Annotated in this window: 23 protein-coding genes; 8 read left to right on the forward strand and 15 right to left on the reverse strand. The window is 59.5% G+C overall.

What is annotated here, in order from left to right; all coding sequences use genetic code 11:
- On the reverse strand, positions 1-637 hold a 637-nt coding region (locus QZS13_RS05005; protein ID WP_295586322.1), incomplete at its 3' end, for a 4Fe-4S dicluster domain-containing protein.
- 316 nt (positions 638-953) lie between these two features.
- Here QZS13_RS05005 and QZS13_RS05010 point away from each other — a divergent pair.
- Genes QZS13_RS05010 through QZS13_RS05020 form a run of 3 tightly spaced genes read left to right on the forward strand, consistent with a single transcriptional unit; the run spans position 954 to position 3,958 of the window.
- Positions 954-1,949, forward strand: coding sequence for a DUF4340 domain-containing protein (locus tag QZS13_RS05010; protein ID WP_295586324.1), 996 nt, complete (start codon positions 954-956; stop codon positions 1,947-1,949).
- Between the two features lie 23 nt (positions 1,950-1,972).
- Positions 1,973-2,653 (forward strand): response regulator transcription factor, encoded by a 681-nt coding sequence (locus QZS13_RS05015; RefSeq protein WP_295586327.1) that lies wholly within the window; start codon positions 1,973-1,975, stop codon positions 2,651-2,653.
- Between the two features lie 60 nt (positions 2,654-2,713).
- A complete protein-coding gene (locus QZS13_RS05020; RefSeq protein ID WP_295586329.1) occupies positions 2,714-3,958 on the forward strand; it encodes a cell wall metabolism sensor histidine kinase WalK in 1,245 nt (414 codons plus the stop codon).
- Positions 3,959-4,013: 55 nt separating this feature from the next.
- On the opposite strand, the gene QZS13_RS05025 is transcribed toward QZS13_RS05020, so the two are convergent.
- The 3 genes from QZS13_RS05025 to QZS13_RS05035 are packed head-to-tail and all read right to left on the reverse strand — an operon-like array spanning position 4,014 to position 7,297.
- Positions 4,014-4,919, reverse strand: coding sequence for an AEC family transporter (locus QZS13_RS05025; RefSeq protein ID WP_295586332.1), 906 nt, complete (start codon positions 4,917-4,919; stop codon positions 4,014-4,016).
- A gap of 17 nt (positions 4,920-4,936) precedes the next feature.
- A complete protein-coding gene (locus tag QZS13_RS05030; RefSeq protein WP_295586335.1) occupies positions 4,937-6,136 on the reverse strand; it encodes a hypothetical protein in 1,200 nt (399 codons plus the stop codon).
- A gap of 33 nt (positions 6,137-6,169) precedes the next feature.
- Positions 6,170-7,297, reverse strand: a complete 1,128-nt coding sequence (locus QZS13_RS05035) for a M20/M25/M40 family metallo-hydrolase (RefSeq protein ID WP_295586337.1) — start codon at positions 7,295-7,297, stop codon at positions 6,170-6,172.
- 141 nt (positions 7,298-7,438) lie between these two features.
- On the opposite strand from QZS13_RS05035, the gene QZS13_RS05040 reads away from it, so the two are divergent.
- Positions 7,439-8,788 carry a helix-turn-helix domain-containing protein gene (locus QZS13_RS05040; RefSeq protein ID WP_295586340.1) on the forward strand — a complete coding sequence of 450 codons (1,350 nt, stop codon included), beginning with the start codon at positions 7,439-7,441 and terminating at the stop codon, positions 8,786-8,788.
- A 49-nt stretch (positions 8,789-8,837) separates the two neighbouring features.
- On the opposite strand, the gene QZS13_RS05045 is transcribed toward QZS13_RS05040, so the two are convergent.
- Positions 8,838-9,266, reverse strand: a complete 429-nt coding sequence (locus QZS13_RS05045; protein WP_295586342.1) for a PaaI family thioesterase — start codon at positions 9,264-9,266, stop codon at positions 8,838-8,840.
- Positions 9,267-9,414: 148 nt separating this feature from the next.
- Here QZS13_RS05045 and QZS13_RS05050 point away from each other — a divergent pair, with 148 nt between their 5' ends.
- Genes QZS13_RS05050 through QZS13_RS05060 form a run of 3 tightly spaced genes read left to right on the forward strand, consistent with a single transcriptional unit; the run spans position 9,415 to position 12,022 of the window.
- Positions 9,415-9,777, forward strand: a complete 363-nt coding sequence (locus QZS13_RS05050) for a helix-turn-helix transcriptional regulator (protein WP_295586345.1) — start codon at positions 9,415-9,417, stop codon at positions 9,775-9,777.
- Positions 9,778-9,815: 38 nt separating this feature from the next.
- The gene (locus QZS13_RS05055) at positions 9,816-10,034 is read left to right on the forward strand and encodes a cation transporter (RefSeq protein ID WP_295586348.1); all 219 of its coding nucleotides are present in this window, start codon (positions 9,816-9,818) and stop codon (positions 10,032-10,034) included.
- A 26-nt stretch (positions 10,035-10,060) separates the two neighbouring features.
- Positions 10,061-12,022, forward strand: coding sequence for a heavy metal translocating P-type ATPase (locus tag QZS13_RS05060; protein ID WP_295586351.1), 1,962 nt, complete (start codon positions 10,061-10,063; stop codon positions 12,020-12,022).
- A 45-nt stretch (positions 12,023-12,067) separates the two neighbouring features.
- Here the strand turns inward: QZS13_RS05060 and QZS13_RS05065 are convergent, their stop codons facing one another.
- The 3 genes from QZS13_RS05065 to QZS13_RS05075 all read right to left on the reverse strand — a co-directional run bounded on the left by QZS13_RS05065 (position 12,068) and on the right by QZS13_RS05075 (position 16,149).
- Positions 12,068-13,399, reverse strand: a complete 1,332-nt coding sequence (locus tag QZS13_RS05065) for an MATE family efflux transporter (RefSeq protein ID WP_295586354.1) — start codon at positions 13,397-13,399, stop codon at positions 12,068-12,070.
- Entirely contained in the window at positions 13,389-13,823 is a 435-nt protein-coding gene (locus QZS13_RS05070) for a MarR family winged helix-turn-helix transcriptional regulator (RefSeq protein WP_295586357.1), read from the reverse strand. Before QZS13_RS05070 ends, QZS13_RS05065 begins: the two co-directional genes overlap by 11 nt.
- A gap of 394 nt (positions 13,824-14,217) precedes the next feature.
- The gene (locus QZS13_RS05075) at positions 14,218-16,149 is read right to left on the reverse strand and encodes an NAD(+) synthase (protein ID WP_295586359.1); all 1,932 of its coding nucleotides are present in this window, start codon (positions 16,147-16,149) and stop codon (positions 14,218-14,220) included.
- 208 nt (positions 16,150-16,357) lie between these two features.
- Here QZS13_RS05075 and QZS13_RS05080 point away from each other — a divergent pair, with 208 nt between their 5' ends.
- Positions 16,358-17,443, forward strand: a complete 1,086-nt coding sequence (locus tag QZS13_RS05080; RefSeq protein ID WP_295586361.1) for a hypothetical protein — start codon at positions 16,358-16,360, stop codon at positions 17,441-17,443.
- Between the two features lie 357 nt (positions 17,444-17,800).
- On the opposite strand, the gene rnhA is transcribed toward QZS13_RS05080, so the two are convergent.
- The 7 genes from rnhA to QZS13_RS05115 all read right to left on the reverse strand — a co-directional run bounded on the left by rnhA (position 17,801) and on the right by QZS13_RS05115 (position 24,883).
- Complete coding sequence (gene rnhA, locus QZS13_RS05085; protein WP_295586364.1) at positions 17,801-18,238, reverse strand: ribonuclease HI; 438 nt, start codon at positions 18,236-18,238, stop codon at positions 17,801-17,803.
- 176 nt (positions 18,239-18,414) lie between these two features.
- Entirely contained in the window at positions 18,415-18,663 is a 249-nt protein-coding gene (locus QZS13_RS05090) for a hypothetical protein (protein WP_295586367.1), read from the reverse strand.
- Between the two features lie 39 nt (positions 18,664-18,702).
- On the reverse strand, positions 18,703-21,207 hold the full coding sequence (gene gyrA / locus QZS13_RS05095) for a DNA gyrase subunit A (protein ID WP_295586370.1): 2,505 nt from the start codon (positions 21,205-21,207) through the stop codon (positions 18,703-18,705).
- Between the two features lie 32 nt (positions 21,208-21,239).
- Positions 21,240-22,028, reverse strand: a complete 789-nt coding sequence (locus QZS13_RS05100) for a hypothetical protein (protein WP_295586372.1) — start codon at positions 22,026-22,028, stop codon at positions 21,240-21,242.
- A gap of 116 nt (positions 22,029-22,144) precedes the next feature.
- Entirely contained in the window at positions 22,145-24,088 is a 1,944-nt protein-coding gene (gene gyrB, locus QZS13_RS05105) for a DNA topoisomerase (ATP-hydrolyzing) subunit B (protein WP_295586374.1), read from the reverse strand.
- Positions 24,089-24,184: 96 nt separating this feature from the next.
- Positions 24,185-24,508 (reverse strand): hypothetical protein, encoded by a 324-nt coding sequence (locus QZS13_RS05110; RefSeq protein ID WP_295586376.1) that lies wholly within the window; start codon positions 24,506-24,508, stop codon positions 24,185-24,187.
- Positions 24,509-24,559: 51 nt separating this feature from the next.
- Entirely contained in the window at positions 24,560-24,883 is a 324-nt protein-coding gene (locus QZS13_RS05115) for a hypothetical protein (RefSeq protein WP_295586378.1), read from the reverse strand.
- Positions 24,884-24,895: the final 12 nt, after the last annotated feature.

Genomic DNA, 24,895 nt, shown 5'->3' on the forward strand with positions numbered 1-24,895 from the left:
TGGCGGCGAAGGGGCAGTTCACCAGGCACATGCCGCAGGAGACGCACTTGTCGTAATCGATCTTGGCCCTGCCCAGCTCATCGGAGCCGATGGCGTCCATACCGCAGGCGGCGGCGCAGGGGCGCTCAATCTTGCTGATGGCCCGGTAGGGGCACTGGTTGAAGCACTTGCCGCACTTGATGCACTTGGACTGATCGATGTGGCAGTGCTTCTGCTCATCCAGGTAGATGGCATCCTTGGGGCACACATTCATGCAGGGGTGGGAGATGCAGCCCTGGCAGCTGTCCGTAATCCGGATCTGCTTGGGCGGGCATGCGTTGCAGGCGAAGGGGATAATGTTGACCAGCGGCTCTTCGAAATACTTGTCGTCGGCCTCCACAACCTCCTGGATATGGGCGCTGACAGGGGCCTGGGCACCGGCGGGTTCCAGGTTCATGCCCAAAGCCAGGCGCACCCGCTCCTGGACAATGGCCCGCTCCAGAAACACGTCGTGACGGTGGTGGGCCACCTCACCCTGGATCATGTTGTAGGGGATCATGTCCACGCGGCTCATGTCCCCGCCCTCATAGGCCAGGCGGGCTACCTCCGTGAATACGTTGCGGCGAATATCGTCGACTGCGCTGTGAACTCCTCTCACGTTCATTTCCTCCATTTTTACCGGGCGGTCGCATTCCGTCCCGGGTAGTGTGAATTGGCGTAATTATTATATAGAACGGCGTCTTTTTTTGCAAGGAAAATCCCATCCTTTTCCCGGAGAAAAAGGAAATTTTTACAATTTCTTTTCATCTGCGGACGGTTATTTCCGAAAAAGCGCCCTTTTCAGGTGCATTTCAGCTTGTTTTTCCATAATGACCACTATCCGGTCATGCCGGTTGGTGTTATAATATTTCCATATATGGCCCCGGCTCATACCCCCGCCCGGGCCGATTCTGATGATGGGAGGATTTCCCCTTATGGAGATGGACTGGAAACAGCGGCGGAAAATCACCGCCCTTTCCTCGATTTTACTGGTATTGGTCATTCTGGTGCTGCTGGTGGGCGGCGTGCGCTACCATCAGTACCGCCAGTCCCAGGCCGTGCCGGAGGACACGGTGCAGCTGTCGGCAGACTCCGACCACAGCTGGGCGGCTCTGTCTTACAGCAACGGCACCACCACGCTCTCATTTTCCGTGGACCCGGAGACGGACCAGTGGATCTGGACCGATGACCCTTCCTTCCCCCTGGACGATACCACCGTGGAGGAGATCTGCGCCCTTTTGACGGATCTGACCCCTCAGCAGACGCTCGAGGCCGACGGTGCCCTGGAGGACTACAATCTGGACACGGACTCCGTGTTTATCTCCGCGACCCGGGCCGACGGCTCCACGCTGCGCCTGACCTTCGGCAAGACCACCACCGACGGAAAGAGCTACTACGCGCTCAAAGACGACGATCCGTCCACCCTGTACATCTTTGACGGTGCCCTGGTGGACAAGCTGTCTGTGGCCATCTACGACATGATGAAGCTGCCGGTACCCCCGGCCCTGACGGACCGGACCATCTGCTCCGTCCTTGTCACCGGTGCCGCCGAGACCACCATCACCGCCGCCCGCACCGGCGACGGAGCGGCAGAGGCCTGGACGTGCGGCGGGGAGGACGTATCCGGCAGCGACACCGTGAAAAACCTTCTCTCGGAGCTGGAGCTTCTGACCTTTACCAAGTGCGTGGACTATCGTCCCTCCGACAAGGCCGTGAGCATCTGCGGCTTTGACGCACCCTCCGCCCAGGTGGAGGTAGTCTACCTGACCGACGCCGGTGCGGAGCAGACCATGACGCTGACCATCGGTGCCGCCGCCGTGGACGGCAGCGGCCGCTACGCCCGCCTGAACGATGACACCGCCGTCTACCAGCTCTCCTCCGATGGTGTGGACACCATTCTCTCCATCGCCCAGAACGGGCTGGGCGGCTGATTGAATCTGAAAAGGAGGCTTCCATGCGCGTATTGATTGTGGAGGACGAAGTGCGGCTGGCCGCCACGCTCCAGGATCTGCTGGAGCTGGAGGGCTATTCGGCCGACATCTGCCACGACGGGGAATCCGGTCTGGACAACGCCCTGACCGGTATTTACGACGTGATGATTCTGGACGTGATGCTGCCCAAAATGGACGGCTTTACGGTGCTGCGGCAGCTGCGCGCCGGCGGATGCGCCACGCCGGTTCTGATGCTCACCGCCCGCAGCGAGCTTTCCGACCGGGTGCAGGGCCTGGATCAGGGGGCGGATTACTATTTGACCAAGCCCTTTGAACCCAAGGAACTGCTGGCCTGTGTGCGGGCTCTGACCCGCCGGCAGCCGGAATTGCGGCAGACCGATCTAATTACCTGCGGGGATCTGACACTGGAAAAGAGCTCCTTCACCCTCTCCTGCGGGGAGCGCAGCGTACGGCTCAGCCGCCGGGAATTCGACATGATGGAACTTTTGATGCTCAATCAAAAGCAGGTCATCACCAAGGAATCCCTGCTTTTGAAGATCTGGGGCTATGAGTCCGACGCAGAGGACAACAATGTGGAGGTATATATCTCTTTTCTCCGCAAAAAACTGGAACATCTGCACTCTCAGGTGCGGATCAAGACCATCCGTATGGTAGGTTATTGCCTGGAATTTCCAAAGGAATGACCTTTTTTCCACTTTTCCACAGAATTATCCACTTTTTCAACAAGCTTTTCCACAAGGGGGGTGATCCCGTTGATCCGGAAACTGCGGATCAAGTTTGTGGCGCTGAGCATGTCGCTGGTTTCCGTGGTGCTGGCGTGCATCTTCTTTTCCGTCAATTTTTCCGTACAGCGCAGCATTGAGGCCATCAGCCGCCAGGTGCTCTATCAGGTAATTCAGGACGATACCGTGCCTTACTCCGGCCGGGAGGACCGGCCGGACATCGCCATTTTCCGGGGGGAAGAACGGGTACTGCTGCCCTACTTCACTGTCAACGTCTGGCCGGAAAACGGCGTGGCCTATGTAACCGGCGGCACCTATTCCAATTTGGAGGATACCGCCGTGCTGCGGGATATCCTAAATGAGTGCCTGCGCCAGGAGGAGACAGAGGGCACTATCTCCAGCTACGGCCTGCGATACCTGCGCCAGGACAACGGCATGTACGAAAAGATCGCCTTTGTGGACATGTCCATGGAGCAGGCCATGCTGCGGCGGACGCTGCTTTCCTATCTGCCCATTGCCCTGGGGGCGTTTTTGCTGCTGCTGGGCGCGTCGGTGGTGCTCTCCCGGTGGGCCACGGCGCCGGTGGAAAAGGCCTGGCGCCAGCAGCGCCAGTTCCTCTCGGACGCCTCCCACGAGCTGAAGACACCGCTGACCGTCATTCTCTCCAACGCAGAGCTTCTGGAAGAAGCCGGTCTGGAACAGCGCCCCGCCCGCTGGGCGGACAACATTCATTCCGAGGCCCGGCAGATGAAATCCCTGGTGGAGCAGATGCTGACCCTGGCCCGGGCGGACAACATGACCGCCGCGCCGGTCTTTTCCCAGGTCTCCCTGTCCGAAACGGCAGAGGACTGTGTGCTGGCCTTCGAGCCGGTGGCCTTTGAGGCCGGCAAGCCCCTGAACTACGACATCGCGCCGGAGGTCCTGGTCCAGGGGGACGCCGACCGGCTGCGGCAGCTGATCTCCGTTCTGCTGGACAACGCCATCAAGTATGGCGCCGACGGCGGTACCATCACGCTGACACTGGAAAAACTGGACCGGCAGGTACGGCTGACCGTGTCCAACCCCGGTGATCCCATTCCGCCGGACAAGCTTCCCCATCTGTTCGAACGGTTTTACCGGGCTGATGACTCCCGGGGTGAGAAGTCCGGATTCGGCCTTGGTCTGGCCATTGCCGCCACCATTGCCGCCCAGCACAAGGGGACGCTGCGAGCCGAGAGCGACGCCGTGTCCACCCGGTTTATCTTCACCATGCCTCTGCGCAAGTGAAAAAACGCTGAAAAAAGAAGCCTCCCGCCTTGAGCGGGAGGCTTCTTTTTCTGTTTTACAGTACCATTTGCGCCAGGGCCACAATGGCAGGCACCGTGACGATGGACACCACCGTGCTCAGGCACACGGTTACCACACTGAGCTTGTAGTCACACGCGTACTGCTGGGCAAACACACAGATGTTGGCGCCCACCGGCGTGGCAGCGGCCAGGAAAGCGGCCAGAATCACATTTTCATTGGACACCGGCAGTATCCAGAAAATCAGCAGCGTCAGCAGGGGAGCCACCACCAGCCGCATAAGTACGCAGCTGTAAGCCCGCCGATCCAGCAGCTCCCGCCATGAGAGCTTGGCAAGATACGTTCCCATGAGGATCATGGCCACCGGCGTATTCATGCCGGCGATGTAACCCAGCGTGCTGGTGAAGATCTCCGGCACCGGCAGTCCGCTGATGAACAGCGCCACACCGATGACAATGGCAATGAGCACCGGGTTTTTCAGGATCGTCCGGACGCGGACGGCATCCCGACGGCCGGTGAGGATATAGACGCCGTAGGTCCACTGAAACAGGTTCAAAAGCGCCACGGAAGCCGCCACATAGAAAACGCCTTCGTCTCCGATGGCCGCCTGGGCCAGGGGGATGCCGATGAAGCCCGCGTTGCAGAAGGACGCGGCAAAGTTCTCCACCCGCCGGCGCTGACCGTAGACCACATAGGCCGCGGCCATGGCTGCCACAGAGGCGACCAGTGCCAGACCCGCCGAGAGCGCCAGCGCCAGCAGGCGCTCCCGGGAGTAGTCCACAATGTACGATTTGATGATGACGCAGGGGATGATGATCCGCAGTAAGATCGCGCCCAGATCCTTGGTGCCCTGTTCCGACAAAAAGCCCTTGCGGCTGAGCACCGCACCTACCGCGATCAGCAGCGCCATAATGGCGATCTGCCTGAGCAGAATCAAAGTCATACCGCCGTCTCAGATCCTTACAGCATATTGGCCAGCACGCTGGCGATGAACACGGAGAGGATCGTGACGGAGGTGAAGCCGGAGATCACGTAGGCCGTCTGAATCTTGGCGGACACGGCGTCCCGCTCCTCGGGAGTCTGGGCCACAGCGTTGGTGATCTCGGTGGCAATCAGCTCGGTGCCGGGATAGCCGATCATCTGGCACATGGCAATGCCGATGGACAGGTTCTTGCTGCCCACGATCTTCCAGGCGGGAGTCAGATAGAACACAATGAAGGTGAACACCAGCACGGCCACGAAGATGACCACGGTGGCAAAGCCGATGGTGGGCAGCATGGAAAGGTCCACCTTGGCCAGGGAGGGGATGATGGTGCACAGGGACAGGAAGGAGAAGAAGCCGTTGGCCTTGGCATAGTCACGCAGCAGGTTGGAGGGAACCAGGCCGGTGTTGCGGGCGATGATGCCGAACACCATGCACCAGATGGACATGTTCACCCAGCCCTGGCACAGGTCGCCCAGGATCTTGGAAATCCACAGGAACAAAGCGGCAATGGCCAGGCAGATGAAGGTGGTGTAGTACTTCTTGTACTTCTCCCAGAAGTAGCTCTTCTTCTCACCGCCCACAGAGGCAGCCTGCTCGGCATACCAGCTGTAGTTGGGGTCGGCGGCGTGCTTGGCCCGCAGGTCGGCCACCAGGGCGTTGGCCACGCCCAGGCCGCAGTTGGAAGCGGGCAGGGTGCCCACGAACTTCTGCACGGCGTAGATGAAGGTAGCCAGAGCTGCAGCGGTATCCAGACCCAGCTTGCTGCACGCGTCCACCATGGTGGTGGTGGCCACGATGCCGCCGTTGACCACGGGAGCGGCGGCCAGGGCGAAGTCCTTGCCGATCAGGGGGATGACCACGGCGCAGCCCAAAATGGCGGCAGCCATGCCCACCACGGCGCACAGCACGGTCCGCCACTCCTTCTTCAGCGTGGCAATATCAACGGACGTGCCCATGTTGAACAGCAGGAAGTACTGGCCCAGGCTGGCCACGCCGGCAAAGCCGGAGACTTCCATGATGTTGGCGGGATAGATTCCGGTCAGGAACAGAACCAGGAATCCCATCATGATGACGAACATGGACGAGATCTTCGCCTTGGTAATGGCGCCCACGAAGTCGCCCACAAAGAAGATGAGCAGTACGGCAAATACTGCCTGATAGGTTGACATTTCCATTTTCTTGCCTCCTCAGGTTTTACACAACACAATTTATTTAGACGCGCAGGTTTCCGCGAACGTCTCAATGAGGGTCTGGCACAGCTTGCCGGACTGGAAGAAGTCATCCAGCACCAGCTGCTCGGCCTTGGTATGGTTCTTGGTGTAGCCGGTGGCCACGCCTACGGTGGCCATGCCCTGGGCATTGTAGATGTTGGCGTCCATACCGCCGCCGCCGACCTCTACCCGGTAAGGCAGGCCCAGCTTCTCGCTGGCCGCCTTGGCCACCTGGAGCACCTGGTCGTCCTCGGGGATCAGGAAGGGCAGGAAGTTCTGGATCTTCTCGATCTCGATGCCGACACCGTACTTCTGGGCCACCTCGCGGCAGTGAGCATCAAAATATGCCACATAGTCCTCCAGCTTCTTCAGATCCCGGCTGCGGGCCTCGCCCTTGAAGGAAGCCAGGTCGCACACCACATTGCGGGAGGTGGAGCCGGTGGAGAGGATGGGGAAGTTGGACGTGGACTGGGGGTCCAGGCGGCCCTGCTTCAGGGTTCCCAGCATGTCGCACATGGCGTGGGCCGCATCCAGGCCCTTTTCCGGCTCGTTGCCCGCGTGGGCCGGCCGGCCAGTCAGCGTTACATTCAAATGATACATGCCCGGCGCGCCGTTGACGAACCGGCCGATTCCGCCGGGGGAGTCAAAGATGTAGCCGATGCGGGACTTCAGCTTGGAGACGTCAATGGCCTTGGCGCCGTAGAGTCCCGTCTCCTCGCCCACGGAGAAAATGACTTCCAGACGGGGCATGGGCTTGCCGGAGGCCTTGGCCTGGCGCACGCCCTCCAAAATGGCGCACACGCCGGAAATGTCGTCCGCCGCCAGAATGGTGGTACCGTCGGAATAGAGGATTCCGTCCTTCTCCACCGGCTTGATCCCATAGCCGTTGGGGACCCGGTCCATATGGGAGCTGAACATCACAGAGCCGTCCAGCTGTCCTTCCAGGATGCCGATCAGATTTCCGCACTCGCCGCCGAATGTCTCGCCGGCGTTGTCGCGGGTAACGGAAAAGCCCAGCTCGGTGAGCTTCTTTTCCAGCACGTCCGCGATGTCGGACTCCTTTCCGGAGGCAGAGCCGATTTTCAGCAGCTCCAGCAGCTCCTGGTACATTGCATCATTTTTCATAGTTTCTCCCTCCCGTTGGATTGCAGCGCAATGTATTTTATTTCTTTAAAGTAGCACTTGACTAATGTCTTTAATAGGCGTAAAATTATGTCCAAAATGATTTTTTACGTCTTTAATCGTTAAAAAAGGAGAAATATCCCCATGAAAATTGGTGTTATTGGTCCCTCCATCACAGTCAATATCATCAAAAATGTAGCTCAGCGGGATCTCTCTGATGTGCAATTTATCTATCATTGCTCGGAATTTTATGAACAGTCCGCAGAAATGGCCGCCGCCTTTCAAGCGGACCGGGAGGTGGATGCCATTCTCTTCACCGGCCCCACCAACTTCGCCTACGCCCGCAAACGGGTGGCGCCCACTATCCCCTGGAGCTACCTGCCCCACAGCCGCACGGCAGCGCTGCAGGCACTGCTGGAAGCCGTGGCCGTCCACGGCAGCGATCTGAAAGCCATCAGTCTGGACCGGTATGAGCCGCCTCTCATGCGGCAGGTTCTGGAACGGGCCGGCATCCACAACTCGGAGATTCTTCTGGCCCCCTATGACTTTGAAGAGCCGGGCTATGAGAAAAAGCTTCAGGATTTCCACAGAGGCTGTTATCTCCGCGGAGAAGTAAGCGCCTGCTTTACCAGCATGGAGCACATTATGGAGCCGCTGGTGGCGGAGGGAATCCCCTGCGTGCGGATCTATCCAGCAGAGGAAATTGTCCAGGAACAGGTATACCACCTGCAGGTGCTCAACCTGTCGGCCCGGGAGAACCAGGGCAAGCTGGCGGTCATCGCCATTCACTTTGACTACACCTTTGACAGCGAGCAGGACCTGTTTATCCGGGAATGGGAAAAGGTACAGTACCAAAACGAATTCCGGGAACGGGTATACACCGCCGCCCAGCGGATGGAGGCAGCGGTATTCGGTGAAGGGCTGAACCACTTTTTTATCGTCACCACCCGCAGCATGCTCATGAACGCCTTTTTGAAGAATAAGGAGCATTGGAAACTGCTGCAGTTTGGCCAGCGGTCTGCGGAGTTTCAGGTGTGGATGGGCATCGGCATCGGAAACACCATGCTCGAGTCCAAGTCCCGGGCCGCCATGGCCCTCAATCACGCGGTACGGGAGCACTCGGGCACCTCGTTTTTGATGGAGGAGGAGGGCTGCGCGCTGACGCCTCTGGATACCACCCCTGCACCCCAGCCGGAGCAGGCGGCCGCCTTTTTTGCCCGGAAGATTCAGGTCAGTATGGATACCCTGTCCAAGATCCGCCAATGCCTGCGGACCAAGGGGGACACCCTCACCTCCGACGAACTGGCCCAGGCCATGGGCATTACCGCCCGCAGCGTCAACCGGATTATCACCCGGCTGGAGGAGGAGGGCTGCGTCACCGTGGTGGGCAGACGCTCCACCGGAAAGGGCCGCCCCGCCCGGGTTATGAAAATCACCCTGCCGGACAGCCTTTGCTGGGAGGAGCGGGAAAATCCGTTTTTCAGAACAGAGTGACAAAGAGCCGGGAGCAATGCTCCCGGCTCTCTTTTTATGTCCGTCGCTGTTACTTCTGGGCCACCTTGGAGTCCATCAGCGCCTTGTCCACACAGAAGAAGGTAAATTCTCCGGTGGCCAGCAGCTTGCCGCCCTCTCCGGTGATGTCCACTGCCGTCAGCACCGTGGACTTGCCCCGGTGGCGGACGATGGCCGAGGCCCGCACCGTGCCCTCCGACTGATTGCGCAGGAAGTGCAGCGCACTGGTCTGCGTTACATAATAGCGGCCGTCCGTATGGGCAGCCACACCGGTGGCGTTGTCCGCCAGCGTATAGATGGCACCGCCGTGCACCATCCCGTAAGGGTTCTTGCTCTCGGGACGGATGGTCAGTCGAAACACCGCATGGTCCTTTTCCACCAGCTCCATCTCAATATGGTTGTGGTGCATAAAGCCGTTTTTCTCCTCGCGCCGGGCCATTTCCTGTTCCAGTTCGTTCATGAATTTGCTCCTTTTTATAATATCTCGTCCTTTACTCTACCACGTTCCGTGCCTACTTTCCACTTTTTTTCACCTAGGGGTTGACAAATCCGTTTCCCTTGCTATACTGAACACATGAACAGATATTCATATGAAAGGGGCCGGTGCCATGGAGGACCGCTACAACGTAGAGTGCTGTGACTTTATCCACGCCCACGAGGAGATTGTGGAAAAGGTGCGCAGCAAAATGCCGGGGGAGGACACCCTGTATGATCTGACGGAGCTGTTCCGCATCTTCGGCGACTCCACCCGGGTCCGTATTCTGTATGTACTGCTGGAATCGGAGATGTGCGTATGTGACCTGGCGGCGCTGCTGGGCATGACCCAGTCCGCCATCTCCCACCAACTGCGGGCGCTGAAAAACGCCCGGCTGGTGAAAGCCCGCCGGGACGGAAAAACCGTGTTTTACGCCCTGGCCGACCAGCATGTCAAAGCCATCCTGGACCAGGGACTGGAACATGTAAGCGAGTAAGTTTTCCACATCTTATAAAATATTGGGAGGAATTCATCATGAAAAAGCGTTTTGCCATGACCGATCTGGACTGTGCCAACTGCGCCGCCAAAATGGAGGCTGCCATCCGCAAGATCGACGGCGTCCACAACGCCACCGTCAGCTTCATGACCCAAAAGCTCACCATCGACGCCGACGACGACCGGTTTGACGATATTATGACGCAGGTGGTTTCCGTGTGTAAGAAAGTGGAGCCCGACTGCGAGATCCATCTGTAAGGGCAGGCTCAAAGGAGGTCTTTTCCATGCATACGCTCACCCGGAAGCAGCGGCGAAACGCGCTGCGGATCCTTGCCGCCGCGCTGCTGCTGGCGGTGATCTCTCTGCTGCCGGATTGGTACGTCTCCCACCCTGTGGCACTGCTCACCGGGCCGGCAGAGGACGGAGGCGGCTATCCGCTGCTGCTCTGGCCTTTGTATCTGATCCCCTACGCCGTCATCGGCTGCGATGTGCTGAGCCGGGCCGTGCGGGGAATCCTCAACGGCCAAGTGTTTGACGAGAACTTCCTCATGGCGCTGGCCACCGTGGGTGCCTTCTTCACCGGCGAATATGCCGAAGCCGTCTTTGTCATGCTCTTTTATCAGGTAGGCGAGCTGTTTCAGGACTACGCCGTCAGCCGCTCCCGCCAGTCCATTGCCGCCCTGATGGATATCCGTCCGGACACGGCGCTGGTGGAGCAGGCGGACGGGTCCGTGGAAGAGGCCGACCCGGAGGACGTGGCCGTAGGGGACGTGATCGTGGTGCGTCCGGGCCAGCGGGTGGCTCTGGACGGCGTGGTGCTCACCGGCACCTCGTCTCTGGATACCGCCGCCCTCACCGGCGAATCCGTCCCCCGGGACGTGGGGCCGGGACAGGACGTTATCAGCGGCTGCGTCAACCAGAGCGGCACCCTGCGTGTCCGGGTCACCAAGCCCTGTGAGGAATCCACCGTGTCCAGAATTCTGGAGCTGGTGGAGTCTGCCAGTGAGAAAAAAGCCGCCAGTGAGGCGTTTATCACCCGGTTTGCCCGGTACTATACCCCCTGTGTGGTACTGTTTGCCGCGGCGCTGTTTCTGCTCCCCACTCTGGCTCTGGCCCTGATCCCGCCGGAGGTCCAGCCCGCATTTCTGGCAGGCACCGTCTGGTCGGAATGGCTCCACCGGGCGCTGATCTTCCTGGTGGTCTCCTGTCCCTGTGCTCTGGTGATTTCCGTTCCGTTGAGCTTTTTCGGCGGCATCGGCGGTGCCAGCAAGTGCGGCATTCTGGTCAAGGGGGGCAACTATCTGGAGGCACTGGCCCGCACAGAAACAATGGTCTTTGACAAGACCGGCACACTGACCCATGGTACGTTCGCCGTCACCGCCGTCCATCCGGCCGAAGGCTTTTCCCAGGAGGAACTGCTTGCCTTCGCCGCTCTGGCCGAGCAGGATTCCAGCCATCCCATTGCGTTGTCATTGCGCAATGCCTGGGGCCAAACTGCCGCCCCGGGCCGCATGTCCCAGTGTGAGGAAATCGCCGGCTGCGGTGTCAGCGCCGTGGTAGACGGACGGCAGGTGCTGGTAGGCAACCACCGCCTCATGGAACAACAGGGTCTTTCCGTGGACGCCCCGAAAGACGGCGGCACGGTGGTGTATACGGCGGTGGACGGCGTGTACACCGGTTCCATTGTGATCTCGGACCTTCCCAAGGAGGAAGCCGCCTCCGCCATCGCCGCACTGAAGGCCACCGGCGTCAAACGGGTGGTCATGCTCACCGGCGATACGGAAAATGCCGCAAAAGCCGTAGCAGACGCCCTGGGTGTGGATGAATACCATGCCCAGCTGCTGCCTGCCGACAAGGTGGACTGGACGGAACGGCTTCTCGCCCGGCGGAGCAGCGGCGGAAAGCTGGCTTTTGTAGGGGACGGCATCAACGACGCCCCCGTTCTCAGCCGGGCGGACATTGGCATCGCCATGGGCGCTCTGGGCTCCGACGCTGCCATTGAGGCCGCAGATATAGTGCTTATGGACGACAAGCTCACCAAACTGCCCCTGGCCATTCGCATCGCCCGCAAGACGCTGCGGATTGTCCGTCAGAACATCGTACTGGCGCTGGCCGTGAAGGGAGCCGTGCTGGTGCTGGGCGCTCTGGGCAGTGCCACCATGTGGGAGGCCGTCTTCGCCGACGTAGGCGTGGCGTTTCTGGCCATCCTCAATGCCACCCGCTGTCTCCATCTGAGCAAGTCCTGATTTCCCCATAAACAAGCCGGCAGTCCTTGAGACTGCCGGCTTGTTTCAATATCTGTATCGCCGTTTTCCCCACAGCAAAAAAGCTCCGGATACCGCAAGGCCCAGCAGCTCCGCTACGGGCACCGCCAGCCAGATACCGGTGCGGCCCAGCAGGGAGGGGAGCAGAAGCAGCGCCCCTACCAGAAAGAGGAACGTCCGGGCAAAGGAGATGACCGCGGACACCACACCATTGGAAAATGCAGTAAACAGCGACGAGGCGTAGATGTTCACTCCCATAAAGAGAAAACTCACTGCAAAAAGTGGGAAGCCCTCCAGGGTGATGGCCGCCACGGGTCCTTCAAGCTCTGTGAACAGGCCCAGGCAGGCGGAGATGACCAACCGGCTCAGACCGTACATAGCTGCGGAGGTACAGAGGATAAATCCCATACACACCCGGTGCACCTGCCGCAGCTGCGGCAGATCCCCGGCACCGTACTTGTAGCTCACCACCGGGGCCACGCCCATGGAAAAGCCCAGGTCCACGGCGCTGAACACAAACTGGAAGTACAGAACGATGGTGATGGCCGCCACGCCGTCTTCGCCCCAGTAGCGCAGGAAAAGAATATTGAACAGGAAGGTGGTCACTGCTACAGCAATATTGGACACCATCTCCGACGCTCCGTTGCCGCAGGCACCTGCCAGCATGCGCCACCGGGGTACAGGCCGGGTAAAGCGCAGAGGACAGTGTTTTTCCAGGGAAAAATACACAATTCCCGTCACGGCAGGCACGCAGTAGCCGATCCCTGTGGCCACGGCAGCACCGGTGATGCCCCAGCCCATGGGGCCCATAAACAGCGCATCCAGCACAATGTTGCTCAAACCGCCGCCCGCGGTAGCCGCAAGCCCCAGGCCCGGACGTCCCGCTGTGACAAACAGCACCTGAAATGCCGTCTGCAAGAACATAGCTGGTGCAAACCACAGCAAAATCCGGGTGTAAGGTAGGCAAAAGGGAAACTGGGCAGTACTAGTTCCAAGCAGTTTCAGAATCCGTGGCAGGCAGCCATTTCCCAGCAGCATAAAAATTACGCCCACTCCTGCGGCAGCCAGTACAATCCAGGTGAAGTCCTGCCGGGCCTCTTCCTCCTTGCCCTCGCCCAGCTTCCTGGCAATGACGGCGCTGCCGCCGGTGCCCAGCATGATGCCAGCTGCCAGCTGAACGGAAGAGAGCGGGTAGGACATATTGACCGCCGACAGTGCCAGTGTCCCCACATACCGGGAGATAAACATGCCGTCCACAATGGTGTAAAGGGATAAAAACACCATCATGACAATATTTGGAAGAGCAAAGCGCAGCAGCGAGGCAGCCGTGAAATGCCGCTCCAGTGCGTTACGTTCCACGGTGTACCTCCCGTTCAAAGGCAGCGGTAAATGCCAGCTGGCCCGTCACCACCGCCTGGGCCGCCTGGGCCCCGATGGCTTCCAGGGCCCGGTCCTCCAGGGCAAATAACGGCCCCAGCCGCTCTTGGGCGTAGGCAAGGCCGCTGTCCGTGAAAAAGATGCGCTTTTCCTTCCGATCTTTTCCCACCTCCAGGCGCACATACCCCTGCCGCTGGAGTTCCTTGACTACGGTGTTCACCGTCTGCTTGGGCAAAAGCCACCCCTGGGTGATGGCCGTTTGGGTGATCCCCGGCTCCAGGTGCAATGCGTAGAGGGTCATCATGGTATTGTAGCTCATTCCGCTGCGTTTGGCCCACTCACAGTAAAGCTCTGTCTGACGGCAGATGCACGTACAGATCAGCTCGTTTTGCTCTCTGAGGTTCATGGTTTTCCCCCCCTTAAAAAAGTCTGATTTCGGACGATTGAGTGCAGGGAGCAGTATAGTACGAAATCGGACTATTGTCAAGTGAAGGTCTTTTCCTCATAATAACACCCCCTGCCCGGAAACGATCCAGGCAGGGGGATATTCTACCGCAGGACCGCCCTTTCAGGCGGCTGGCGGGGCGTAGCTTTTTCTTACAGCGTCTCCAGCTCTGCCATCCACAGCGCGGCCGACGCATCGCTGGGCATCCGCCGCGTCGGCGCAAAGTCCGCTTTGCTTCCTTTCCGCCTTTGGCAGAAACTCCGCCCGCTTCCTTGCGCCTCCTTTCCCCGTCTCAAACGCTTCGCTGGTTTAATCCGGGGGCCCGTCAAGGCGACTGGCGGAACATAGGCTCTTCTTACAGCGTCTCCAATTCTGCCATCCACAGCGCAGCGGACGCATCACTGGGCATCCGCCAGTCGCCGCGGGGGGAGAGGGCCACAGAGCCCACCTTGGGCCCGTCGGGCAAGCAAGAGCGCTTGAACTGCTGGGAGAAGAAGCGGACATAGAACCGCTTGAGCCACTTCAAAAGCACCGCCCGGTCGTACTTCCCGGCAAAGGCCCGCTCCGCCAGACGCAGCACCTTGCCCGGGCCAAAGCCCCAGCGGATGGCGTAATACAGATAGAAGTCGTGAAGCTCGTAGGGACCCACCAGATCCTCCGTCTTTTGGCTGATCTCTCCCTGCACCGCAGGCAGCAGCTCCGGAGAGACAGGGGTGTCCAAAATATCCTCCAGCACACCGGAGAGCTTGGGGTCCTCAGATTCCTTGTCGTCGGAGATGAAGCTCACCAGATGCCGCACCAGCGTCTTGGGTATGCCGGCATTGACTGCGTAGTTGCTCATATGATCGCCGTTGTAAGTGCACCAGCCCAGCGCCAGCTCACTGAGGTCTCCGGTGCCGATGACCAGGCCGCCGGTCTGATTGGCAATGTCCATAAGCACCTGGGTGCGCTCCCGGGCCTGACCGTTTTCAAAGGTGACGGAGTGATCCTCCATATCGTGTCCAATGTCCTTGAAGTGCGTGCGGACACTGCCCGAGATGTCCACTGTCCGCAGCGTGGCACCCAGCCGCTCCGCCAGCAGCACCGCGTTGGACTTGGTGCGGTCCGTAGTGCCGAAGCAGGGCATGGTGACGGCGATGATATCCGTAGCAGGGCGGGAGAGCATCTGCATGGCCAGGGCCGTAATGAGCACTGCCAGAGTGGAGTCCAGCCCACCGGACAGACCCACCACCGCCGTCTTGGCACCGGTGTGTTCCAGACGCTTCTTAAGGCCCAGAGCCGCAATGCACAAAATCTCGCTGCATCGGTCCTGCCGGCTCTCCGCATCCTCCGGCACGAAGGGGGTGGGAGAGATGTGGCGGGTCAGGCGGGTCTTGGTCAGATCCATGTCAAAGTGTACCCGCCAGATCTCCGGCCCCTTTTCTGCAGCGGTATAAGTGTTCATCCTGCGGCGCTCTGCCGCCAGCTTGTCCACATCGATTTCGCTGACGGTAAGCCCCGTGGCGAAACGGCGCTCACAAAGCAGCGTACCGTTCTCGGCAATGAGGTTATGTCCCGCAAACACCAGATCCGTGGTGGATTCTCCCTCTCCGGCGTCGGCATACACATAGCCGCACACCAGCCGTCCGGACTGGCCCGTCACCAGAGAGCGGCGATACGCGGCCTTGCCCACAGTCTCGTTGGAGGCGGACAGGTTCAAAATAATGGTAGCACCCTGCCTGGCCAGCGCAGCGGAGGGAGGCTCCGGTGCCCACAGGTCCTCACAGATCTCCACACCCACCACCAGGTTTTCCATGCCGGTGCAGGCGAAAATTCCATTGCAGCTGAGATTCACGTCCTGGCCGCAGAGCGTCACATTGTGGTCCACGCCGCCCGGACCGCCGGAGGGTGCAAACCACCGCTGCTCATAAAACTCCCCGTAGTTGGGAATATACGTCTTGGCCACCAGCCCCAGAATCTCTCCTTTTTGTATAACTGCGGCACAGTTATACAGTTTGTTGTTCCACTTATCCCGGACCGGCAGCCCGATGGCCGCCACCATGTCCAGATTTTTCGTAGCTTCCAGGATCGTCTGAAGGCCCTCCTCAGCGCCCCGCAGCAGCGTATCCTGCAAAAAAAGGTCGCCGCAGGTGTAGCCCGTCAGGCACAGCTCCGGGAATGCGATCACCTTCACGCCCTGCTGGTCCGCCTGACGCATCAGGGTAAAGATCTGCTCGGCGTTGTAGCGGCAGTCGGCCACCCGGATTTTGGGAGTAGCGGCAGCTACGGTGACAAATCCGTCTTTCATATGGAAAAACCTCCTTACGAGAGCAATTTCTGCTTTTGTTATTTTACACCGCCCGGCGCTGTTTTACAAGGCGCGGGGTTGATTCCTCCGTCCCGTTCTGCTATGCTGATGGAAAGAACATCCCCCGCTCCGATTTTGGGGCGGATGTGCCCGGAGACGGCCCTGCGCCGCCGCCGGTTTTTTATTTTCAACAAGGAGGCGTTTTCCCATGTCTTTTCAGCTCCGTCCCTACACGCCGCCGGATTTCTCCGGCCTGCACGATGCGCCCCAGGTCCGGCTGTGTCCCGCCCCTGCCGACGGCGTGGCCCCGGAGGGCTATCACGCCATGAGCATCTTCCCGGAGTACTTCCACATCGGTGAAATGTGGCACCTGGCCGAAGAAAGCCGCATGGACTGCGTGGCCGTGTGGGAAGAGGGCCGCATCATCGTGCGGGAATTCCGCCACCTGCGCCGGGGCGACCTGGTGGCGGTGGGCCGGACGGAACAGGGGGAGGAGGGCATTCTGGTCCACCCCAATGGCTTCCACGAGCCCTCTGCCCAGCGGGAGTCCTTTGCTTTCCGGCAGGGCCGCTCCCGGGAAACGGCCTTTTCCCGGGACTATGACGAGCTCTACGAATTGCTGCGCCATGAGCGGACACACGGAAAGGTTGTCTGGGTCATGGGCCCGGCCTTTGCCTTTGACCACGACGCACGCACCGCCTTTTCCCGGCTGGTGGAGGGGGGCTATGTCCACGCGGTGCTGGCGGGCAACGCTCTGGCCACCCACGATCTGGAAGCGGCGTACCTGGGCACCGCCCTGGGCCAGGACATCTACACCCAGGAAAGCCGCCCCTTGGGACATTACAACCACCTGGACACCATCAACGCCGTGCGCCGCTACGGCTCCATTCCCGCTTTTTTGAAAGGGGAGGGCATCCACGGGGGCATCCTGTGGGCCTGCGAGAAAATGGGCGTGCCCTATGTGCTGGCCGGCTCCATCCGGGACGACGGCCCCCTGCCGCCGGTGATCGGCAATGTATACGACGCCCAGGACGCCATGCGCAACCAGGTGCGCTCCGCCACCACCGTCATCTGCATGGCCACCGCCCTCCACACTATCGCCACCGGCAACATGACCCCCTCTTACCGGGTGCTGCCGGACGGTACCGTGCGGCAGGTGTATTTCTACTGTGTGGATATCTCCGAGTTCACCGTCAACAAACTCTCGGACCGGGGAAGTCTCTCCGCCCGGGGCATCGTTACCAACGCCCAGGACTTTATTGTCAACCTGAGCAAGGGCCTGGAGCTGATGTAAGGCAAAAAAACGCACAAAAAGAGCCGCCAATGGCGGCTCTTTTTGCTGTGTGTGTGTTTTAGGAGGGAGAAAACGCATCGGGTTTGGGAGGACCCTTTGCTTGAGTATTAAGATACCGGATAATTTTTACCGAATTATGTTCTTCTTATGAACAGTTTGTGAATGTTTTCGCAAGAAATCGATTACCTTTCAGTTCTCCCAAAATTCGTATGTTTTTCCACAATATTTTAAAAAATGTGGAAAAGAACCGTGATTTTTGAAGTTTTTTTGTGAATTTTCCATTGGATGCTGCCTATTTTTCCTCAAAAGCCCGTTTTTTGTGGGAAAACTTACAGTTCAAGCATCACAAAGGGAAAATTACTTGTATTTCCGACTTTCTGCTACTGCCAGTTCGTCACAGCGGTTGTTATACTCATTCTCTGCATGGCCCTTGACCCAGTGGTAACGAAGGGTATGGATCTCCGCCAGGGCCAGGAGCTTTTCCCAGAGGTCCGGGTTCAACGCGGGCTTTTTGTCGCTTTTCACCCAGCCACGCTTCTGCCAGCCCCGGGCCCAGCCCTTTTCCAGGGCGTCGATCACGTATCTGGAGTCCGACCACAGCTCCACCGTGCAGGGCTCTTTCAAAAGGGACAGGGCGGAAATGACGGCGGTAAGCTCCATGCGGTTGTTGGTGGTGTCCGGCGCGCCGCCGGAAATCTCCTTTTTATGGGCGCCATACATCAAAATGGCGCCCCAGCCACCGGGGCCGGGATTGCCGGAGCAGGCGCCGTCGGTATAGATGGTAACGGTTTTCATGTCGGTGGGATTCCTCTTCCTGTATATGTTTGTGCCGGTGGCAACATCGGTTCTTTTGTCCAGAGGACCAATGTCCCATTCTCCCCGCAAGGTAAAAATAGAATACACTGGATCGCCCGAAAATACAATGTAAAAAGTGAGAGCGCGGTTTCCCGTGCCCTCACTTTTTTGCATCTTCAGGTCCTCTCCAGATACATTCCCAGGACCATGACGAGCAGCAGTCCCGCCAGGACGCCGCCTATCACAAGGACGGCTTTCTCCCGGGGCGTTTTGGGCCGTTTGGTGCGGCCGCCGCCCTTTTTGAAGGTTTTCTTCTGGTAAGTGTTGAAGAGAAGCAGCAGTCCAAACGCCGCCAGACCGAAGACGAGAATGACTCCAGCCTGTTCGGCACTGGCAGAGGATGGGTTCAGAAAAACACCGTACATCTTCTCCCCCCCTTGCACACATGGAACGATGGAACGTGTTTACGCCTGGGGCTCGCCCTCCGTCACTTCCTCGGCGGTCTCCTCCTCGTGGTCGGTCAGGGCCATGGAGATCACCTGGTCGCCCTCTTCCTTGAAGCGCATGACGATCACGCCCTGAGTGGAACGGCCCGCCACACGGATGTTGTCCACAGCAGTGCGGATCAGAATACCTGCTTGGGTGACCAGCAGCAGATCCTCGCTGCCGTCCACCACTTTGATGCCTACCACGCCGCCGGTCTTTTCCGTCACGGCGTAGTTGCGGATGCCGAGACCCCCCCGGCCCGTAATACGGTACTCCTCCACGGGAGTGCGCTTTCCGTAGCCGTTCTCCGTAATGGAGAGGACGGTCTTGCCGGCCCGGGCCCGGGCGGCGCCTACCACGTAGTCGCCTTGGCGCAGACGGATGCCCCGGACGCCCATGGCGTCACGGCCCATGGGCCGGACATCGTTTTCGTCAAAGCAGATCGCCTGTCCGTCGTGGGTGGCAATGAGAATCTTCCGGGTGCCATCCGTCTCCCGGACGGAGATCAGCTGATCGCCCTCGTCCATCCGCAATGCCCGAATGCCGCTGGCCCGGATATTCTTCAGGGCAATCACCGGCAGGCGCTTGACCGTGCCGTTGCGGGTGACCATCACCAGGAAACGGTTTTCATCCTCCAGCTCCCGGGTGTGGATCATGGTCTGAATCCGCTCGCCCTGTTCCACCTGAAGAATATTGACGATGTTGGTGCCCTTGGCGGTTTTGCCGGACTCAGGGATTTGATAGCCCTTCTTCCGGTAGACCTTGCCGCTGTCAGTAAAGAAGAAGAGGTAGTCGTGGGTGGAGGCGGTGAACAGATCTGTCACCACGTCCTCTTCCCGGGTGGTGATGCCCTTTTTGCCCATACCGCCCTTGGACTGGGCGGTATATTCGCTGACGGGGGTACGCTTGATGTAGCCCGCCTGCGTCAGGGTAAACACACACTCCTCTTCCTCAATGAGATCCTCGATGTCAATCTCATCTTCCACGTCCTGAATCTCCGTGAGACGGTCGTCGCCGAACTTATCGGCGATGGCCTGAAGCTCTTCCTTGAGGATCTGGCGCACCAGGGCGTCGTCGGAGAGGATGCGGTTATAATAGGCGATCTTCTCCTCCAGCTCCTTATATTCCGCCTCCAGCTTCTCCCGCTCCAATCCCTGGAGCCGCTTGAGCTGCATGTCCAGAATGGCCTGGGCCTGGACATCATCCAGACCGAAGCGGCTCATCAGGTTCTGCTTGGCGTCGTCATAGGACTCCCGGATGGTCTTGATGACCGCGTCGATGTTGTCCTCGGCAATCAACAGACCCTCCAGCAGGTGCGCCCGCTCCTGAGCCTTCTTCAAATCGTACCGGGTCCGCCGGACGATGATCTCTTCCTGGAAGGCAAGGTACTCGTCGATGATGTGGCGCAGGGAGAGGATTTTGGGCTGGGACTGGTTCTGCACCAGGGCCAGCATATTGATGGCAAAAGAGGTCTGCAGCTGGGTCTGGGCAAACAGGCGGTTCAAGACCACCTGGGGATTGGCGTCCCGTTTGAGCTCAATGACAATGCGCATGCCGTTGCGGTCGGACTCGTCCCGGATGTCGGAAATACCCTCCAGGCGCTTGTCCTCCACCTGTTCGGCCATGTTCTTGATGAGCATGCGCTTATTAACCTGGTAGGGGATTTCCGTGATGACGATGCGGGTGCGGTCTTTGCCGAACTCCTCGAACTCATGCCGGGCCCGGATGACGATGCGGCCCCGGCCGGTGGCGTAGGCGGCGCGGATGCCGCTGCGTCCCATAATGATGCCCTTTGTAGGAAAGTCCGGTCCCTTGATATACTGCATCAGGTCGCTCAGCTGAGCCTCCGGATTGTCCAGCACGCAGATGCACGCGCCGATGACCTCCCGCAGGTTGTGGGGCGGGATGTTGGTGGCCATGCCCACGGCGATACCGGAGGAGCCGTTGACCAGCAGGTTGGGGAACCGGGAGGGCAGCACCCGGGGCTCCTTGCGGGTCTCATCGAAGTTGGGGTCCCAGTCCACGGTGTCCTTTTCGATATCCCGCAGCATTTCGTCGGCAATGCGGGACATCCGGGCCTCCGTGTAACGGTAGGCAGCCGGGGGATCGCCGTCCACGGAGCCAAAGTTGCCGTGGCCGTCCACCAGCACATAGCGCATGGAAAAGTCCTGAGCCAGACGCACCAGGGCGTCATAGACGCTGGCGTCGCCGTGGGGATGATACCGGCCCAGCACGTCGCCCACGGCGGTGGCGCACTTGCGGAAGGCATGGTCGTAGGTGAGATTATCCTCGTACATGGCGTAGAGGATGCGCCGATGGACGGGCTTGAGACCGTCCCGTACGTCGGGCAGGGCCCGGCCCACAATGACGCTCATGGCGTATTCAATGTAGGATTTCTCCATTTCTGGAACCAGAGGAGATTCCACGATCTTCTGATCGGGATACCGGATCTCCTCGGGATCGTATTGGGGTTTTTTAGACATTTCAAACAACCTTTCTTTTGCAGAAGGAGTGATTATTCCTGACAAATCTGCCGGATGTTCTCCTCCGTCAGGGGAAAATAGGTGAGCGCCCGCTCCGGTGAACCCTGCAGCGTCTCGTCCAACCAGATCTGATAGACAGACCGGTCCACAGGCTCCACCATATCCCACTGGCTGGCATCCAGCTCCGCAGGATAGATGTAGTAGACCATACCGCTGCCGCTGGTGTCGGTTTCCCGGGGAAAATCATCCTCACAGACGCGGATGTCCCAGGCTTCCAGGGCGCCGACTTCCTCATAACTGTCTGTCTGCGGCAGATACCGGTAGAGGAAAAAGGGCCACTGCCGGCCGCTCCGGCCCTGATTGTGTCCCCAGTCCTCCCGGACAGCGCCGTTTTCATAGAAAGTCAAAGAGGAGTTGGCAAATACCGCAGTGCTCAATCCGTCCTCCGAATCCCAGGAGGACACCAGGCCTCTCTTTCCGGCTCCGTCAGTGGAGAGATATTGAATGACCAGCTCCTCGGTGCCGTCACCGTCCACATCCGCCACAGCAAATTGATTTTTCCCGATGTCCACTCTCTCATTTCCGTACATCGGGTCAAAATCCGCAGAACGGTCGGTGCCGTCCGGAAGAATATGGTCACTCATCAGACGCTCCAGGGCCTGGGCATACGCCTCCCGGGCGCTGGAGGGACTGTCGGATTTTTCCTGGTCGGAAGCAGGTGAAAGTTCCTCCGGGCGGGAAGGCTCCGGATCTGCGCCGCATCCGGTCAGGACAAGGGTCCCCAGCAGTACGGCAGACCATGCAGCTCTCTTTCCAGTCACCCATAAATCCGATCGTAGGGGGCAGTGCATCGCATGGTCCTCCTTCCCATAAAACTGTCATAAAGGACAGGCTTATTTCTCTGTACTCTCCGGAGGCAGCCAGATGGATTTTCTCCTCAGTAATCCAGATTCACGGCGTACCTGGCGTTTTTCTCGATGAACTCCTTGCGGGGCTCCACCTTCTCGCCCATGAGAATGGTGAACGTCTCGTCGGCTTTGACGGCATCATCCAAAGTGATGCGGCGCAGGGTACGCTTTTCCGGGTCCATGGTGGTCTCCCACAGCTCGTGGGGGTTCATTTCGCCCAGGCCCTTGAACCGGGAGATGTCGATCTTGGCGTTGGGGTTGTCGCCCCGCAGCTCTGCGGCGATCTTCTCCCGCTCGGCATCATCAAAGGCCACGCGGGTGGTCTTGCCCCGGGTGAGCTTATAGAGAGGCGGAACGGCGGAGTAGACGTAGCCGTGCTCCAGCAGGGGACGCATGAAGCGGAAAAAGAAGGTCAGCAGCAGCGTGCGGATGTGGCTGCCGTCCACATCGGCATCGGCCATGATAACCACCTTGTGATAGCGCAGCTTGTTAAGGTCAAACTCGTCACCGATACCGGCGCCCAGGGCCGTAATGACCGGCTGGAGCTTGTCGTTGCCGTAGACCTTGTCGGCCCGGGCCTTCTCCACGTTGAGCATCTTGCCCCACAGGGGGAGAATGGCCTGGAACCGGGAGTCCCGCCCCTGGGTGGCGGAGCCGCCTGCGGAGTCGCCCTCGACGATGTAGAGCTCGGTGAGCTCGGGGTTATTCTCGTTGCAGTCCCGCAGCTTATCCGGCATGGCCGCGCCGCCCAGGGCCGTCTTTCTCCGGATGGATTCCCGGGCCCGTTTGGCGGCCTCCCGGGCACGGTTTGCCGTCAGCGCTTTGTCCAGAATCATACGGCCCACCTGGGGATTCTCCTCCAGGAATGTCTCCAGCTTGTCGGAGACGATATTATTCACCAGAGTACGGATCTCGCTGTTTCCAAGCTTAGCCTTGGTCTGGCCCTCGAACTGGGCCTCCGTCAGCTTGACGGAGATGACGCAGGTGAGGCCCTCCCGGCAGTCCTCGCCGGAGACTTTTTCATCGTCCTTGAGCAGCTTGATCTTGCGGCCGTAGGCGTTGAGCACGTTGGTCAGCGCCCGCTTGAAGCCCTCTTCGTGCATGCCGCCCTCGGGGGTGTGGACGTTGTTGGCAAAGGAGAGGATGGTCTCGTTGTAGCCGTCGTTATACTGCATGGCCACTTCCGCCATGGAGTCCTCCTTGGCGCCGGCCATATAGATGACGTCCTTGTGCAGGGGGTCCTTGGACTTGTTGAGCCAGGTGACAAACTCCCGGATGCCGCCGGCATAGCACATGTTGTCCTCCTGCTCCTGGCCGGGACGCTTGTCGACGGTACGGATGCGCAGTCCCGCGTTCAGGAACGCCTCTTCCCGCATACGGGTGTGGAGCACATCATAGTGGTACACCGTATCCTCAAACATCTCCGGGTCGGGCTTGAAGGTGACGGTGGTGCCGGTGTGATCGGTGGTACCCACCACGGTCATGGGCTCCGTCACATGGCCCCGGGAGAACTTCATCTCGTAGATCTTGCCGTCCCGGTGGACCTGGACGGTGAGCCACTCGGACAGGGCGTTGACCACGCTGGCACCTACGCCGTGAAGGCCGCCGGACACCTTGTAGCCGCCTCCGCCGAACTTACCGCCGGCGTGGAGCACGGTATACACCACCTCCAGAGCGGGCTTGCCGGTCTGGGCCTGGATATCCACGGGGATGCCGCGGCCGTTGTCCACCACGGTAATGGTGTTGTCGGCGTTGATCTGCACCAGGATATCCGTGCAGTAGCCGGCCAGAGCCTCGTCAATGGCGTTGTCCACAATCTCATAGACCAGATGGTGCAGGCCGGAGAGGGAGGTGGAGCCGATGTACATGCCGGGCCGCTTGCGCACGGCCTCCAGCCCCTCCAGCACCTGGATCTCCGAGGCATCATACTCGTGCTCGGTCTGGGATGTGGTCAGGATCTCATTTTCTTCCATAGAATAACTCCTTCCATAGCAGGGCAGAAAGAGCCGGGCCGGACACTTCCGGCCCGTTTCTCCCTGCCTTGCGCCAAACTACAATACAATGCAATTTTATCGTCCGCGGACCTTGGTCCAAAGAAAGCGGACCGCCATGCCAATGCACAGGCAGAGAAACGCCGCTTCCGCGAACCAGCCGCAGATATAAAAGAAAAGAATCAAATATTCCGAAGGGTACAGCTGCCAGATGAGCTCCGTGGCCGCCAGGCTCACCAGGCACACCGCCCCAAAGCCCCGCCGCAGCCGGGACTTCCGCCGGGAGAAAAGGCCCACCGCAAGGCCCGCGATCATACTGACGCTTACCATCACGTTCAGTGGAAACACCCAGGCGTAAAACGCCCGGATCGTGTAAAAGAAATCCAATGTGATGAAGTTCATGCGGCACCTCCCAAACGACGGCTTTTGGCGCTTCAGTACATCACGAAATTTTTATCGTCCGCGGACCTTGTTCCAAAGAAAGCGGACCGCCATGCCAATGCACAGGCAAAGAAACGCCGCCTCGCCGCACCAGCCGCAGACATAAAAGAAAATCATATCTTCCGAGGGGTACAGCTGTCCGATCAGTTCCGCAGCCGCCAGGATCACCAGGCACACTACTGCAAAGACCCGCCGCAGCCAACCGCCCCGCCGGGAAAAAAGCCCCACGGCAAGGCCCAGCAGCATGCTGACGCTTACCATCACGTTCAGGGGGAACGCCCAGGCGTAAAATGTCCGGATCGACTCAAAAAAGTACAGGGTCAGAAACTGATTCATAGGCAGCCTCCT

It is taken from the genome of uncultured Oscillibacter sp., assembly GCF_900546705.1.
Classification (GTDB): Bacteria; Bacillota; Clostridia; order Oscillospirales; family Oscillospiraceae; genus Oscillibacter.

Bases quoted from the DNA above. Each gene is read 5' to 3' on its own strand.
- QZS13_RS05080 (WP_295586361.1), top strand. From the start codon at position 16,358: ATGTCTTTTCAGCTCCGTCCCTACACGCCGCCGGATTTCTCCGGCCTG.
- QZS13_RS05075 (WP_295586359.1), bottom strand. From the start codon at position 16,149: ATGAAAGACGGATTTGTCACCGTAGCTGCCGCTACTCCCAAAATCCGG.
- QZS13_RS05115 (WP_295586378.1), bottom strand. From the start codon at position 24,883: ATGAATCAGTTTCTGACCCTGTACTTTTTTGAGTCGATCCGGACATTT.
- gyrB (WP_295586374.1), bottom strand. From the start codon at position 24,088: ATGGAAGAAAATGAGATCCTGACCACATCCCAGACCGAGCACGAGTAT.
- QZS13_RS05025 (WP_295586332.1), bottom strand. From the start codon at position 4,919: ATGACTTTGATTCTGCTCAGGCAGATCGCCATTATGGCGCTGCTGATC.
- QZS13_RS05030 (WP_295586335.1), bottom strand. From the start codon at position 6,136: ATGGAAATGTCAACCTATCAGGCAGTATTTGCCGTACTGCTCATCTTC.
- gyrA (WP_295586370.1), bottom strand. From the start codon at position 21,207: ATGTCTAAAAAACCCCAATACGATCCCGAGGAGATCCGGTATCCCGAT.
- QZS13_RS05070 (WP_295586357.1), bottom strand. From the start codon at position 13,823: ATGAACCTCAGAGAGCAAAACGAGCTGATCTGTACGTGCATCTGCCGT.
- QZS13_RS05035 (WP_295586337.1), bottom strand. From the start codon at position 7,297: ATGAAAAATGATGCAATGTACCAGGAGCTGCTGGAGCTGCTGAAAATC.
- QZS13_RS05010 (WP_295586324.1), top strand. From the start codon at position 954: ATGGAGATGGACTGGAAACAGCGGCGGAAAATCACCGCCCTTTCCTCG.
- QZS13_RS05090 (WP_295586367.1), bottom strand. From the start codon at position 18,663: ATGTACGGTGTTTTTCTGAACCCATCCTCTGCCAGTGCCGAACAGGCT.
- QZS13_RS05045 (WP_295586342.1), bottom strand. From the start codon at position 9,266: ATGAACGAACTGGAACAGGAAATGGCCCGGCGCGAGGAGAAAAACGGC.
- QZS13_RS05110 (WP_295586376.1), bottom strand. From the start codon at position 24,508: ATGAACTTCATCACATTGGATTTCTTTTACACGATCCGGGCGTTTTAC.
- QZS13_RS05060 (WP_295586351.1), top strand. From the start codon at position 10,061: ATGCATACGCTCACCCGGAAGCAGCGGCGAAACGCGCTGCGGATCCTT.
- QZS13_RS05055 (WP_295586348.1), top strand. From the start codon at position 9,816: ATGAAAAAGCGTTTTGCCATGACCGATCTGGACTGTGCCAACTGCGCC.
- rnhA (WP_295586364.1), bottom strand. From the start codon at position 18,238: ATGAAAACCGTTACCATCTATACCGACGGCGCCTGCTCCGGCAATCCC.
- QZS13_RS05015 (WP_295586327.1), top strand. From the start codon at position 1,973: ATGCGCGTATTGATTGTGGAGGACGAAGTGCGGCTGGCCGCCACGCTC.
- QZS13_RS05050 (WP_295586345.1), top strand. From the start codon at position 9,415: ATGGAGGACCGCTACAACGTAGAGTGCTGTGACTTTATCCACGCCCAC.
- QZS13_RS05040 (WP_295586340.1), top strand. From the start codon at position 7,439: ATGAAAATTGGTGTTATTGGTCCCTCCATCACAGTCAATATCATCAAA.